The organism is Cedecea sp. Ae19-4 (assembly GCF_059801165.1).
The window spans coordinates 1,815,544-1,829,732 of record NZ_JBCHWG010000001.1; the positions used below are offsets into that span (position 1 = coordinate 1,815,544).

A 14,189-nucleotide genomic window follows, 5' to 3' on the forward strand; every position below is an offset into this window, starting at 1 on the left:
GGATTTGCTGCCGCCATGTTGATGCCAAAAGCCCGCCTGATGCGCCTTCTGCCCCTTGCCAGCCTCGTGCTGGCCGCCTGTTCAGTCACCCAACCGAGCGGCCCGGGCAAAAGTCCTGACTCGCCGCAGTGGTTAGAACACCAGCAACAAGTGCAAAAAATCACCCAATATCAGACGCGTGGCGCTTTTGCTTATCTCTCCGATAGCCAAAAGGTATATGCCCGCTTTAACTGGCAGCAAACTGCCCCTGACCGTTACCGCCTGCTGCTGACCAACCCGCTCGGCAGTACCGAGCTTGAGCTTAATGCTCAGCCGGATCGGGTTCAGTTAACCGACCGCGACGGCAAGCGCTACACCGCCACAGATGCGGAAGAGATGATCGGCAAGCTGACCGGGATGCCTATTCCGCTGAACAGCCTGCGCCAGTGGATGCTCGGCCTGCCGGGCGACTCCACGGACTACAAGCTGGACGACCAGTACCGCCTGCGCGAAGTAAACTACACCCAGGGCGGCAAAACCTGGAAAGTGGTGTACAGCGATTACGACAGCAAAACCCAACCTTCTCTGCCGTCCAACATGGAATTGCGCGAAGGCGACCAGCGTATCAAGCTGAAAATGGACAGCTGGACGGTGAAATAATGATTTCCCGCTGGCCTGCCCCTGCAAAACTGAACCTGTTTCTGTACATCACCGGCCGCCGTGCCGACGGTTATCACAACCTGCAGACCCTGTTTCAGTTTCTTGATTATGGCGATACGCTCACCATCGAACCGCGTTCCGACGGCGTCATTCGGCTGGTAACGCCGATTGACGCCGTGCCTGATGAAGAAAACCTGATTGTGCGCGCCGCCCGTATGCTGATGGAATTCGCGGCAGAAAAAGGCACCCTGCCCGCGGGCGCAGGCGCCGATCTCGGCGTTGAGAAGCAGCTTCCAATGGGCGGCGGGCTGGGCGGCGGCTCCTCCAACGCGGCTACCGTACTGGTGGCACTGAACCAGCTCTGGAAAACCGGCTGCAGCGAAGACGAACTGGCCGCGCTGGGCATTCGCCTTGGTGCCGACGTGCCGGTATTTGTCAGGGGCCACGCCGCCTTTGCTGAAGGCGTCGGTGAAATCCTGACGCCGGTCGAACCTGAAGAAAAATGGTACCTGGTTGCTCATCCGGGCGTCAGTATTCCAACGCCGATCATTTTTGGCGATCCTGACCTCCCGCGCGAAACCCCGGTCAGGTCAATTACGACGTTGCTAAAATGTGAATTTGTCAACGATTGTGAGGTTATCGCAAGAAAACGTTTTCGCGAGGTTGATGCCGCGCTTTCCTGGCTGTTAGAATACGCGCCGTCGCGCCTGACCGGCACCGGCGCTTGTGTGTTTGCTGAATTTAACACCGAGCACGCCGCCCGGCAGGTGCTTGAGCAAGCCCCGGAATGGCTGCATGGGTTTGTTGCGCGAGGCGTTAATAGATCTCCGCTGCATCAGGCCATATCCGGGCAAGCTGGGCATTGGTGACAACGTCACCTCGTTTCAGACGTTGCATCGTGCTCTTTAATACACCGCCTGGATGGGGGCTACCCCGCCCGCACATTATGCGGTAGCAACCATCCGCCACTGGACGCATGCCTGAGGTTCTTCTCGTGCCTGATATGAAGCTTTTTGCTGGTAACGCCACCCCGGAACTAGCACAACGTATTGCCAACCGCCTGTACACCTCCCTTGGTGACGCCGCCGTCGGTCGCTTTAGCGACGGTGAAGTAAGCGTACAAATCAACGAAAATGTACGCGGTGGTGATATTTTCATCATCCAGTCCACCTGTGCCCCAACGAACGACAACCTGATGGAATTGGTTGTTATGGTTGATGCCCTGCGCCGCGCTTCTGCAGGTCGTATCACCGCTGTTATCCCTTACTTTGGCTACGCTCGTCAGGACCGCCGTGTGCGCTCCGCTCGTGTACCCATCACTGCGAAAGTCGTTGCTGACTTCCTCTCAAGCGTAGGGGTTGACCGTGTTCTCACCGTGGACCTGCACGCTGAACAAATCCAGGGCTTCTTTGACGTCCCGGTAGACAACGTCTTCGGTAGCCCAATTCTGCTGGAAGATATGCTGCAAATCGGCCTGGAAAACCCAATCGTGGTTTCCCCGGACATCGGCGGCGTGGTACGTGCCCGTGCTATCGCTAAGCTGCTGAACGACACCGATATGGCTATCATCGACAAGCGCCGTCCGCGCGCTAACGTTTCCCAGGTTATGCATATCATCGGTGACGTGTCCGGCCGTGATTGCGTACTGGTTGACGACATGATTGATACTGGCGGCACCCTGTGTAAAGCAGCTGAAGCGCTGAAAGAACGCGGCGCTAAACGCGTATTCGCCTATGCCACTCACCCTATCTTCTCCGGTAACGCGGTTCACAACCTGCGCAACTCGGTGATCGACGAAGTGATTGTCTGCGATACCATCCCGCTGTCTGACGAAATCAAAGCTCTGCCAAACGTCCGTACCCTGACCCTGTCCGGTATGCTGGCAGAAGCCATTCGTCGTATCAGTAACGAAGAATCTATCTCTGCGATGTTCGAGCACTGATAGACGTTGCTTTTAAAACCCGCTGCGGCGGGTTTTTTCGTTTTTGAACTACTCTTTTTCAATGCCTCCTTCACCTGCCTGAACGACAGATGATGCGCTCACGGATGGAATCACAAGTGAAAACCGTATCTTCTTCTCACGTTATGCCATTCCGCGCCCTGATTGATGCCTGCTGGCGCGAAAAGTACACCCTGTCCCGCTTTAGCCGGGACGCCATCGCCGGTGTGACCGTCGGGATCATCGCTATTCCTCTGGCTATGGCGCTGGCCATCGGCAGCGGCGTTGCGCCGCAGTACGGTTTGTATACTGCCGCCGTGGCCGGGATTGTCATCGCCCTTAGCGGCGGCTCGCGCTTCAGCGTCTCCGGCCCGACAGCGGCTTTCGTGGTGATCCTCTACCCCGTCGCGCAACAATTCGGGCTTGCTGGCCTGCTGGTTGCCACGCTGATGTCCGGGATATTCCTGATCCTGTTTGGGCTGGCACGCTTTGGGCGGCTTATCGAATACATTCCGCTGTCGGTGACGTTGGGCTTTACCTCCGGGATAGGCATCACCATTGCGACGATGCAGGTGAAAGACTTTTTCGGCCTTACGCTGGAGCACGTGCCGGAACACTACCTGAATAAAGTGGCCGCGCTGGCGATGGCGCTGCCCACGCTGAATATGGGCGACGCTGCGATCGGCATCGTGACGCTGGCGGTGCTGATTCTCTGGCCGCGCCTGGGGCTTCGCCTGCCGGGGCATCTGCCTGCGCTGCTGGCGGGCTGCGCCGTGATGGCGATGGTGACTTTGCTTGGTGGTGAAGTTGCGACGATTGGCTCCCGGTTCCACTACGTGCTTGCCGACGGCACCCAGGGCAACGGCATTCCCCAACTGCTGCCTCAGCTAACGCTCCCGTGGGCGATGCCAAATTCGGACTTTACGCTTAGCTGGGACTCACTCAGTGCCCTGCTACCTGCGGCGTTCTCTATGGCCATGCTGGGTGCCATCGAATCCCTGCTTTGTGCAGTGGTGCTGGACGGCATGACCGGCACCAAACATAACGCCAATAGCGAGCTGGTCGGCCAGGGGCTGGGAAATATTATTGCCCCGTTCTTCGGCGGAATTACCGCCACCGCGGCCATTGCTCGCTCAGCCGCCAACGTGCGTGCCGGGGCAACTTCGCCTGTGGCCGCCATTATTCACTCGCTGCTGGTGATCCTGGCCCTGCTGGCGCTCGCCCCTCTGCTTTCCTGGCTGCCTCTCTCGGCGATGGCGGCCCTGCTGCTGATGGTGGCGTGGAACATGAGCGAGGCGCATAAAGTCGTCAACCTGCTGCGCCGGGCGCCAAAAGACGACATCATCGTGATGCTGATCTGCATGTCGCTGACCGTGCTGTTTGACATGGTGATTGCCATCAGCGTCGGCATTGTGCTGGCGTCGCTGCTTTTCATGCGACGCGTGGCTCGAATGACCCGCCTCGCGCCGCTTAGCAATGTGAATGTGCCTGAGGATGTGCTGGCGCTGCGCGTCACGGGGCCGCTGTTCTTTGCCGCTGCCGAAGGATTGTTCATTCAGCTGGCCCAGCAGGTGCCGGGGCATCGGGTGGTTATTCTGCAATGGGATGCGGTTCCGGTGCTGGACGCAGGGGGTCTGGATGCCTTCCAGCGCTTTGTAGAGAAAATGCCGGAAGGCTGCGAACTACGGGTGACGAACCTTGAATTCCAGCCGCTGCGCACGCTCGCGCGGGCTGGCGTGAAACCGATTCCCGGCCGCCTTGCGTTCTTCCAGGACGTTCAGGCCGCACTGGCCGCCAATTAGCGGCCAGGTTCACTCCTACTCCTGCCCGGCTTCGCGTCGCCGCCGGGCGCTCACGCTTTCACGGTTCACGCCCCAATTGTCGGTTTCAACCTCGTCGATAACCACAAAGGTGTCGGCGGGCTTTTTGTTTAATACCTGCTCCAGCAGGTCGGTGACGCCCTCAATCAGCGCCAGCTTTTGCTCTGCGCTGCCCCCTTCCCGGGTGACGCGAATATTAACGTATGGCATAGCGGCTCTCCTGTTACCAAACCCCGGCGGTGCTGCCGCCGTCCACGGCCATGACCGTGCCGCTGACGAACTGTGAATCCGTCAGATACAGCACGGCGTTTACCACATCTTGCACGGTGCCTGTCTTCCCGCTCGGCGACAGCGTGCTGAGAAAACCTATTGAGCCTGAATAGTCCGCGTGCAGTGGCGTTTCGATAATGCCAGGCGCAACGGCGTTAACCCGCACATTATCCGCCGCCAGCTCTAAAGCCAGCGCCCTGGTCGCCTGATTCAGACCGCCCTTCACCATCACCGGCAACAAGGCAGGCACCTTGACGTTAGGCTGCATGGCCACGCTCGCCGTGATGTTCACAATGTGCCCCGACTTGTTTTTGCTCATATGGCTGGCGGCCTGCTGGGACGGGAACAGAAACCCTTTCAGGTTGGTGTTAATCAACGCGTCGATATCCTGCTCGCTGTAGTCGCTCGCCGGTTTCGGGATAAAGATCCCGGCGTTATTGATCAGAATATCCACACGGCCAAAAGCGGCGATAGCCTGCTTAAACAGTGTTTCTGCAGTGGTCTTCAGCGCAATATCTCCGGCCACCAGCAGGAAATTCGCCGGGTTACCGAGGCTTGCCGCCGCCGTTTCTAAGCGCTTCAGCGTTCGGCCATTGCCGACAACATTGTAGCCGCGAGCCAGGTAAGCCTGCGCGATAGCCAGGCCGATGCCGCTTGAGGCGCCGGTCACAATAACGGTTGGGGTTGAGTTCATGATTTGCTCCTGTGGGTGAATGTGGAGCTCACTATACTTATGACACAATGACCGATAAATTAGCCATCCGTAACATGACAAGATACCTCATGTAATAAATAGAAAGAGAACATCGGAATGAAACGCCACTTCGAAGAGATGCAGATCGGCACGCTGGAGCTGTTTTGCCAGGCCGCGGAACAGCTGAGCTTCAGCGCGGCGGCCAATTTTATGGGGATCACGCCCGCGGCGGTCAGCCGCTCTATCGCCCGCCTGGAAGAGCGCTTAGGCGTGCGCCTGTTCGTGCGTACAACCCGCCAGATCAGGCTGACAGAAAGCGGGGAGCGCTATTTCCGCCAGTGCCAGCAGGCGCTGCAGCAGCTCAGAGAGGCGGAGCGGGAAGTCACCGGCGCACAGAGAGAACCCGCTGGCGTGCTGCGAATTAGCCTCCCTACCCCGTATGCGCATCATCGAGTGCTGCCGCTGCTGCCGGAATTCAGGCAGCTTTACCCCCGCGTCTCGGTGCAGGTTCACATCAGCAACCGCAACATCGACTTTGCCGATGAAAGTTACGACATTGCCATTCGCGGCCGCTCACCTCAGGACTCATCGCTTATTGCCCGCAAGCTCGAAGACGCGGAGCTTATCACCGTGGCTTCTCCGGTCTATTTAGCCCGGGCGGGAATACCCCAAACGCTGGGCGACTTAAATCACCACGAGTGCATCCAGTTTGAGCTGCCGAGCACCGGGCGAAAAGTCCCCTGGACGTTCAGCGTCGACGGCAAAGATACCGACATTTTTACCCGCGGCGGCTTTACCTGCGCGGAAGATGTGTTGGGAATAGTGGCGCTTGCCAGAAGCGGAGCGGGCCTGATTCAGACCTACCGGTTTATTCTGGAGCAGGATGTGGCCGACGGAACGCTGGTTGAGGTGCTGCCGGAGTACGGCGGCACCTCACGACCGTTTATTTTACTTTACCCTCACGCTCGCCATCTCTCTTTACGCGTCAGGAGCCTGGTTGATTTCTTAGTCCAGCGGCTTGGAACATAGCGCCAATCGCCCTCTGCAGCCAGGCCAGCACCTCCGGCGTCATCCAGGTACCTTTGGCAAGCTCTGGCTCGTTCGCCATCGCGGTGCGGAATTTTTGCTGCGTCTGCACAGACGGCCCGGCAAACGACTGAAACAGTTCCAGCCAGCGACGTGCGAGCTGCTGCGCCTGCTCTGATTCAGCCTGCACGCCTTCCGCATTGGCCTTACGCACCGCGGCCACCAGCTGCGGCCACTCCTGCATACGGTCGAAATAGTGGCGGCTGGTGAAAGCAAACTCCTCATCGTTGAGGTAGCGCCGGTAAATGTTCAGCTTGCTGTGGCCGAATGCGTGCGTTACGTATTCGGTGAGCGCCGGCGAAATCCCGGTCTGGCGGGCCATGTCCGGCTCAGCCTGATGCATTTTGTTCAGGCGAACCAGAAAATCCGGCTCACCTGCCGTGTCACGCTCCAGGATTTCCATCCAGTGCGCCGCCAGCCGCTGGGCGCGCTCATCCGCCGGTGGAACGCCCTGGGCATGAAGCCCGGCCACCTCGTCGACCAGTTGTTTCCATTCCTCGTCACGGCGGCTATCAGCCTGCGCAAAAGGCAGGCGCTCTAACTCTTCTTTTGAAAAATAGCGATCGTACATCGTCATTAACTCCAGCGTAGTCAGCCATTCCTCGAGGTCAGGTTCTGCGCCGCTGCGCAGAGTTTCACGCAGCGTAACCAGCCGCTGGCGCAGCACGGCGATTTCAGCCAGCTGGCCATCCAGCACGGAGATCTGCGAATCCAGGATCTCCTGGAGCGACAGCGCCTGACGCTCGAGACAGTCGCGCACCTCACCCAGGCTCATTCCCATCCGGCTCAACGCCTGAATATGATGCAGCCGGGCGATATCCAGCCGGTTATACAGCCGATAACCCGCGGCGGTGCGGGCAGAAGGCAGCAACAGGCCTATAGCTTCATAGTGGTGTAGCGTCCGTACCGTGATCCCGGCACGCTTTGCCAGTTCACCTACTTTGAACAACATGTCCTGCTCCTTTTGGCTTCTGCTGAGAGGGAGTGTGCAGCCTCACGTAACGTGAGGGTCAATCCGTTAAGCATAAAAAAACGGCCCCTGAAAAGGAGCCGTTTCTCAAAATCTGCTAAATATTAGCTGTGGCGATGATGTTCATCCCGGCGGCAGCGTTTATCGTAGTGGCGAACCCACCAGTAACGGTCGCAGACCTGTTCACGTCCGCCAATACGCGCCCCGGCAAGCCAAAGTACGGCCCCAACGAAGATGCTCAGCACGGCACCGTGGGCGAAAAACTGCGGCAGGTTTAGCTGCGGGAGCTGGTTCAGAATTGAATAGCCCACGCCGACCACCATCACAACCAGTCCCAATCCCATGAGGACATTACCGAGTAACGAAGCGTTTCTGCGTTTCATATGTCACCTCCGCACTATTACGGGTCGGTGGGGAACATCCCCTATCCTTGTGACTAAAGTATAGACAATGCCCCTAAAGAGCGTGTGCGTGAGCGATCACAATTACGAATGAAAGACCTACAAAAGTTTACAAATAAGCGTCTGAGTTACTTGAAATTCTAATGGTTCAGATCCTCAACTATTCAAGAATGTGTCGGCGGGGGGATTGCGCTTTGTCAACGTCGCCCTCGCGCAGTAAACTACGCGGCTGTGAACGGTTTTCAGGAATTTAAACGTGAGCATTAAATTAATTGTCGGCCTGGCCAACCCAGGCGCTGAATATGCAGCGACCCGCCATAATGCCGGGGCCTGGTATGTGGATTTACTGGCCGAGCGCCACAATCAGTCGCTGAAAGAAGAAGCGAAATTCTTTGGCTATACCGCCCGCATTAATCTGGGTGGAGAAGACGTTCGCCTGCTGGTTCCGACCACGTTTATGAACCTCAGCGGGAAAGCGGTTGCCGCCATGGCCACCTTCTTCCGCATCGCCCCGGACGAAATTCTGGTGGCGCACGATGAACTGGATCTCCCTCCGGGCGTGGCGAAATTCAAGCTGGGTGGCGGCCACGGCGGGCACAACGGCCTGAAGGACATTATCAGTAAACTCGGCAATAACCCGAACTTTCACCGGTTACGCGTGGGGATTGGCCATCCGGGCGATAAAAACAAAGTTGTCGGCTTTGTGCTCGGCAAACCGCCGGTCAGCGAACAGAAGCTTATCGACGACGCAGTAGACGAAGCGGCGCGCTGCACCGAAGTCTGGCTGAAAGAGGGTCTGACTAAGGCAACTAATCGTCTGCACGCCTTTAAAGCACAATAAACCGGCCTTCCCCGCACCGGGAAAGGATTTCCACGCCCGCTGGCGGTGGTTTCAGTGTATAATGCGCAAAGTTATCTACATTTTTTCAATGAAAACAGTTAAATTCATTGATAATCAAGCAATTAAGGTGATTTAAACCATGGGATTCAAATGCGGTATCGTCGGCTTGCCGAACGTGGGCAAATCCACGCTGTTCAACGCCCTGACCAAAGCAGGTATCGAAGCGGCTAACTTCCCGTTCTGTACCATTGAGCCGAACACGGGTGTGGTGCCAATGCCGGACCCGCGTCTGGACAAGCTGGCCGAAATCGTTAAACCCCAGCGTATTCTGCCGACCACCATGGAATTCGTGGACATCGCAGGCCTGGTGAAAGGCGCATCTAAAGGTGAAGGCCTGGGCAACCAGTTCCTGACCAACATCCGTGAAACCGAAGCTATCGGCCACGTGGTGCGCTGCTTTGAAAACGACAACATCATCCACGTAAACAATAAAGTGGATCCGGCTGACGACATTGAAGTTATCAATACCGAGCTGGCGCTGTCTGACCTGGACACCTGCGAGCGCGCTATTCACCGCGTGCAGAAGAAAGCCAAAGGCGGCGACAAAGACGCTAAAGCCGAGCTGGCGGCGCTGGAAAAATGCCTGCCACAGCTGGAAAACGCCGGTATGTTGCGCGCGCTGAAAAATCTGACCGAAGAAGATAAGGCGGCGATCAAATACCTGAGCTTCCTGACCCTGAAGCCAACCATGTACATCGCCAACGTTAACGAAGACGGTTTTGAAAACAACCCGTACCTCGATAAAGTCCGCGAAATTGCCGCTGGTGAAGGTTCCGTCGTGGTTGCCGTCTGCGCCGCGGTTGAATCCGACATCGCCGAGCTGGACGATGCCGACCGCGAAGAGTTCATGGCCGAGCTGGGTCTGGAAGAGCCGGGCCTGAACCGCGTGATCCGCGCAGGCTACGAGCTGCTGAGCCTGCAGACTTATTTCACCGCTGGCGTGAAAGAAGTGCGCGCGTGGACCATCCCTGTCGGCGCGACTGCTCCACAGGCGGCGGGTAAAATCCACACCGACTTCGAAAAAGGCTTCATCCGCGCGCAAACCATCGCCTATGAAGACTTTATCACTTACAAAGGCGAGCAAGGCGCAAAAGAAGCCGGCAAAATGCGCGCCGAAGGTAAAGACTACATCGTGAAAGACGGCGACGTGATGAACTTCCTGTTCAACGTCTAACCCCTTCCCTTCGGGCATAAAAAATCCACGCTCAGGCGTGGATTTTTTATCCGTAAGGCCAAAGGCATGGTTCCTGGTGTAGAACTTATGCGCAACCATACTATTCCTCGGCAGGCTCACCACACTAGATCTGGTCACCATGGTGACTGGCAAGATCATTTCCGGTGTCCTGCACAACACATCACCTAAATCCATGCTTTAAAACAAGCAGCGCTCCTTTACGACTAAAGCTTTTCAAGAATTAAGCAAGCCTCACGATTAAGCGTAACGAACTCCTGCCAGCTATATTGCTGCTGGTAGTTAAGCTGATATTGCTTCTCGACCTGGCAAATCAACGGGCGCGTTTCATAAATCGAGCACAGCTTTGTTTCCATCTGATAGTGCTGACAAATACCATCCCCGCGATCGAGAAATTGTGTTTCACTCGCGCGATCGACGTGACGACAACAAGCGCCGCACTGGTTGCAAGGAAAAGCTGGATTTAACATCATAGCTTGCTTAACCAACTGCGCACGGAACCGGTGTTCCCTGCCTCAAAAGGTAGTTCAATATTGCGCCTCTCAACCTCGGCCCGCAGCAGTAGACCGCGCTCAATTTCGCTATTCACTGCGCTAAGATGACGCGCAAAGTCTGACAATGCAGGCCCATCAATAACAAACTCTAACGCCGAAAGCTCGAGTAAATAGCGATCAAGCTCAGCATTAACCTGCTGATAATATTCCAGTGCTTTCTTGTACTTATCTCTAAACGTATCCAGGAACGCCCAAACCTTTTTCATCAACGCGCTATGTTCCAGAAAATAGTTCATCACCAGCGTCAAAATACCGGTCGCCAACGCGCCGCAGAAAGCTGCCAGTTCCGGACCAAAGGGAACGACGAGCATCTTGGCTAAGGCTTCGTTAACCACCACGCCTGAAGCCACAGCAACGCCAGCTGCCACCAGTTTGCTCACCGCCTTTGCTAATTGACCTGGGGCTAACCCTTCAGGGTTAAAGACCATGACTTTGAAGGCCTGTACAAGGTTATTCCACATTTCACGAATCAGGCGCACCATCATCTTCTGGGTCGTAAAGAAGATATTAAATAGCGTCGTCGTGATGCTGGAAAGCACCCCACCGATCGCGCCGTCTTTAAAGGAGGTCAGGAAGGTTTTGAATTTGCTCTGTACTCTATTCCAGACCGCGCGTAATGCTTCGGCCGCATCATGCAGAAAATCTTCAGCATCGAACGCATGACGATGTTTCTCAAGCATAAGGGGAATACGTTCACGGAATTCAAACCAAGTCTCAGCCAGAACGAGCCCCAGCATCTGCCGCGTTCCCATGCGAAAAGCATTGTTCAGCGTCGCGCTCGCAACATTCTTCGCAAATTTGCTACTGGTGTAATATTCCTGGTTGATCGTGCCGTTGTATTTTGCGCGCGCCTTTTTATCAGCCACTTTCATTCGTTCAAAATCAGCCGCGGCTTTATTTTCCAGTTTATTCAGCTGCTTTTCCTCTTGCTCGGAAAGTACAGGCTGGCTGCGTAAACGGGCAATTTCCTGCGTCGTCACGGCATGCTGTCCTTGCAGCGTTTGCAAGAAGGCATCCATCGTTTTAGCCTTCTTCGCTTTATTCAGCGACTCATTAGTGAAGGTGAGATTCGATGAGTCATTAGCCAGGTTGGCGCCATCACACTCGGCAAGGATACGCCCTCGATCATTGTGTACTTCATGGGCGGCAATAATATGGTCGAGATTCTTTTTATCATTAGCTGAAAATGTTTTGCCGGTATAAGTATCGATTAACGTACCTGCTTCATGGGCTTTTTTCCCCACCCGGTTGGTCGCAATATAGTTTTCATGGCGATGGTAGTGATGTGAATCATATTCTTCACGCTGGTCGTAGCGTTGACGCTCGGCTTCAGTGGCATACACATCCTTACGCACGTTGTGAATAGTATTCACATCGCCGCCGTGCTTATCTTCAAGCAAGAGAAAATCTAATCCAAACGAAGTGGTCAGGCTCTTAACCACCGTTTGATGTAACTCTTCACCCCAGTCAAACCTGGCCGTGTTCATTATTCGCTTCCCATAGCAATGCCGGGATGATTCGCCCGGCGAGTCGATTAAATACGAGAGGAAAACTTGTCGAAATCAGAGGCAGACACTGCCAGTTTTTCGTCCAGAACCTCTTTGTTCAGCAAGTTCATGCCATTATTGTCGGTCTGGAGTTGGATCACGCCATCTTCAATAACGGCTTCACCATTTTCCTGCGTCACTGGTTTAAACAGCGGCGTAGTAATCACGTCGGTCATGATGGCGGCTAATGCATAACCATGGTCAATAATTGCCATGATCTCTTCGGATTCAGAAATCTCAGTGGTGATATTTCTCTCATGACGTTCGACAATCATGGCATGCATCTTTTTCAGCGGTTCAAAGTAATGCTGAACAAAGACAGTGTGCATTCGGACTATCGATGCATAAATGCTGTTAACATATTGCTGCACCTTCACGAGCTGTGCTTCAGCCGCATTCATTTTCTCTACCGCTGCGTTCACTTCACGAGAGCTCTCATGAGCATTATTGAGCGCTTTTTCCGCATGACTATCGTAGGCCCAGCCCGCGATAGCAATCAGCGGAGCAACGACTGCGCCGCCAAGCACCATCGCACCACCCGCCATGCCCCAACCACCTGCGGCCAGCGAGCCGCCGCCAATCGCCGCCATAGTGGCATTATAAGCCGCTGCCCCAGATAACATGGCAATAGGCGTCCCGGTAGAAGCGGCGGCAAAAGCCATCACGCCGCTGTAAACGGCGAAACCCGCCGCTGCGCCAGACACTCCAGCACCAACGACCGTAGTCAGGTACTCCGTGGCGGAAATAGCCAGGCTCTGGATCTTATTAAGGCTGTGTTTTGGTACAGTCAGTTCAAGATCCTTATGCCCATCCTTTGCCATACGAGCAAGAAGCTCAATGGCAATAGTATTGAATTCATTGAAATCTTTACCGACCTGCAGCTCTTTTTCTCCTAGCTCAGCCAGTTTTTTAGACGTTTTTTCATTCGCCTTATCAAAGTTCTCTTTATGATTATTAAAACGACGCTGCGCACGATCTAAAACGTCTTCGGCTTCTGATTTTTTCTGGTAGCCATCATAAGCTTTTTTACCACCAAATGCCGTTGCCGCTGCCGCGACGCCCAGGATAATGAAAGGTAATGCCATAAATAATAATCTCCGTTGTAATAAGTCGTTGTTACCCACTACGCATCATATTTCAGCGCAGGAGCTGAATCACGCGCTCCTACTGTGTAGTTATGCAGCATATTGATGAACGTTGTTTTTAACCAAACTGGCGCCAGAATTTCTATATTTGGTAACCAGAATAATATTAATGGCATAATTTGATTCTGATGTGCGGCCCTGCAAAGCAGGGTCACACCATCATCCTCTTCACTCAACAATTCTTGCTGCGGAAGCAAATCACGCCGCCTAAAGTAGCCCACAATGCTGTGGTTAATGCGTACACGAACCTCAAAAGTCTCTACACTCACCCAAGGATCACAATGCTTATCAATTAATAACAGCGTGGGCGGATCAACCACAAAATGCTCTTTTCTGATATCCAGCCAATGAATTTTACTTACCGAAAAAGACTTTAGCTTCCCATCCTCAGTTGCCTGCAGATACCAGATGTTCTTCTGGTTAACTAACTTATAAGGATGAACAATACGCGTTTTGTTTTTATATAAAATATGGCAAACACTGCTTTTCTGAATTGCCCTCTCTAATAAGTTAAAGTACTTTCGCAAGTCATTTTTGGCCGAGTGTTCAGGGTGACCAAGCTGGACAATAACATGTTTTTCTTCCGCGCGCTTTTCCAGACCATTCCAAAAGGCCTCATCTCTGTCTGGAAAAACAGCATCAGCATCAAGCAGTTTAGCCAAAAACTCATGCAGGGAATCGTAGCTATTATTCTGAGTTCGAGTAGAAATTAAGCGATACTCCCCGTTGCCACAGCCTTCAATAAATGAGGAAAGCGAGTTAAGATCACGGTAGACAGTTCGTTCAGTGACATTAAATCTCTTCATCAACTGATAGCGATTCACAACGCCATAAGTTTGTAGCTCTATCAGAATTTCGACTAAACGCTCTGCTGAGCAACGCCTTGTTGAATCAGCCATAAGCACCTGTTTTCTGTTTTCCTGGCATGAATTATATATAAAATGCTGACAAATCTTGTCAGTGTATCGGCACGCTTCCCGTTTTTTTTAGGGGAACCGATAATTTATTTTCCCGTTAGTAACATTATGTTA

The 14,189-nt window shown here is 54.2% G+C and carries 15 protein-coding genes; 7 read left to right on the forward strand and 8 right to left on the reverse strand.

Annotated elements, in window-relative coordinates:
- The first annotated feature begins 15 nt into the window (after positions 1-15).
- The 4 genes from lolB (at position 16) to dauA (ending at position 4,380) form a co-directional block, all read left to right on the forward strand.
- A complete protein-coding gene (lolB, locus tag AAIE02_RS08580; RefSeq protein ID WP_008454183.1) occupies positions 16-639 on the forward strand; it encodes a lipoprotein insertase outer membrane protein LolB in 624 nt (207 codons plus the stop codon).
- Positions 640-641: 2 nt separating this feature from the next.
- Complete coding sequence (ispE, locus tag AAIE02_RS08585) at positions 642-1,508, forward strand: 4-(cytidine 5'-diphospho)-2-C-methyl-D-erythritol kinase (RefSeq protein ID WP_166992944.1); 867 nt, start codon at positions 642-644, stop codon at positions 1,506-1,508.
- Positions 1,509-1,633: 125 nt separating this feature from the next.
- The gene (gene prs / locus AAIE02_RS08590) at positions 1,634-2,581 is read left to right on the forward strand and encodes a ribose-phosphate diphosphokinase (protein WP_008454180.1); all 948 of its coding nucleotides are present in this window, start codon (positions 1,634-1,636) and stop codon (positions 2,579-2,581) included.
- 104 nt (positions 2,582-2,685) lie between these two features.
- Positions 2,686-4,380, forward strand: coding sequence for a C4-dicarboxylic acid transporter DauA (gene dauA / locus AAIE02_RS08595; protein WP_498532362.1), 1,695 nt, complete (start codon positions 2,686-2,688; stop codon positions 4,378-4,380).
- 15 nt (positions 4,381-4,395) lie between these two features.
- Here dauA and AAIE02_RS08600 read toward each other — a convergent pair whose 3' ends face one another.
- Entirely contained in the window at positions 4,396-4,608 is a 213-nt protein-coding gene (locus AAIE02_RS08600) for a tautomerase family protein (RefSeq protein ID WP_498532363.1), read from the reverse strand.
- Between the two features lie 13 nt (positions 4,609-4,621).
- The gene (locus AAIE02_RS08605) at positions 4,622-5,362 is read right to left on the reverse strand and encodes an SDR family NAD(P)-dependent oxidoreductase (protein ID WP_498532364.1); all 741 of its coding nucleotides are present in this window, start codon (positions 5,360-5,362) and stop codon (positions 4,622-4,624) included.
- A 117-nt stretch (positions 5,363-5,479) separates the two neighbouring features.
- Here AAIE02_RS08605 and AAIE02_RS08610 point away from each other — a divergent pair, with 117 nt between their 5' ends.
- Complete coding sequence (locus AAIE02_RS08610) at positions 5,480-6,391, forward strand: LysR substrate-binding domain-containing protein (RefSeq protein ID WP_166991977.1); 912 nt, start codon at positions 5,480-5,482, stop codon at positions 6,389-6,391.
- Here the strand turns inward: AAIE02_RS08610 and AAIE02_RS08615 are convergent.
- Both AAIE02_RS08615 and ychH read right to left on the reverse strand, forming a co-directional pair.
- Positions 6,348-7,400 carry a MerR family transcriptional regulator gene (locus AAIE02_RS08615; RefSeq protein ID WP_498532365.1) on the reverse strand — a complete coding sequence of 351 codons (1,053 nt, stop codon included), beginning with the start codon at positions 7,398-7,400 and terminating at the stop codon, positions 6,348-6,350. The genes AAIE02_RS08610 and AAIE02_RS08615 overlap by 44 nt on opposite strands.
- Positions 7,401-7,522: 122 nt before the next feature.
- The gene (gene ychH / locus AAIE02_RS08620) at positions 7,523-7,801 is read right to left on the reverse strand and encodes a stress-induced protein YchH (protein ID WP_008454166.1); all 279 of its coding nucleotides are present in this window, start codon (positions 7,799-7,801) and stop codon (positions 7,523-7,525) included.
- A 274-nt stretch (positions 7,802-8,075) separates the two neighbouring features.
- Between ychH and pth the strand changes: the two genes are divergently transcribed.
- Complete coding sequence (gene pth / locus AAIE02_RS08625; RefSeq protein WP_008454164.1) at positions 8,076-8,660, forward strand: aminoacyl-tRNA hydrolase; 585 nt, start codon at positions 8,076-8,078, stop codon at positions 8,658-8,660.
- Between the two features lie 139 nt (positions 8,661-8,799).
- Positions 8,800-9,894: a redox-regulated ATPase YchF gene (gene ychF / locus AAIE02_RS08630; protein WP_008454161.1), complete on the forward strand. Its 1,095-nt coding sequence runs from the start codon at positions 8,800-8,802 to the stop codon at positions 9,892-9,894.
- A gap of 224 nt (positions 9,895-10,118) precedes the next feature.
- Here ychF and AAIE02_RS08635 read toward each other — a convergent pair whose 3' ends face one another.
- Genes AAIE02_RS08635 through AAIE02_RS08650 form a run of 4 tightly spaced genes read right to left on the reverse strand, consistent with a single transcriptional unit; the run spans position 10,119 to position 14,057 of the window.
- Positions 10,119-10,385, reverse strand: coding sequence for a YkgJ family cysteine cluster protein (locus tag AAIE02_RS08635; protein ID WP_498532366.1), 267 nt, complete (start codon positions 10,383-10,385; stop codon positions 10,119-10,121).
- A complete protein-coding gene (locus tag AAIE02_RS08640) occupies positions 10,382-11,953 on the reverse strand; it encodes a cobalamin adenosyltransferase (protein WP_498532367.1) in 1,572 nt (523 codons plus the stop codon). Before AAIE02_RS08640 ends, AAIE02_RS08635 begins: the two co-directional genes overlap by 4 nt.
- 47 nt (positions 11,954-12,000) lie before the next feature.
- Complete coding sequence (locus AAIE02_RS08645) at positions 12,001-13,098, reverse strand: chemotaxis protein (RefSeq protein WP_498532368.1); 1,098 nt, start codon at positions 13,096-13,098, stop codon at positions 12,001-12,003.
- 38 nt (positions 13,099-13,136) lie between these two features.
- Positions 13,137-14,057 (reverse strand): helix-turn-helix transcriptional regulator, encoded by a 921-nt coding sequence (locus AAIE02_RS08650; RefSeq protein ID WP_498532369.1) that lies wholly within the window; start codon positions 14,055-14,057, stop codon positions 13,137-13,139.
- Positions 14,058-14,189 lie beyond the last annotated feature (132 nt).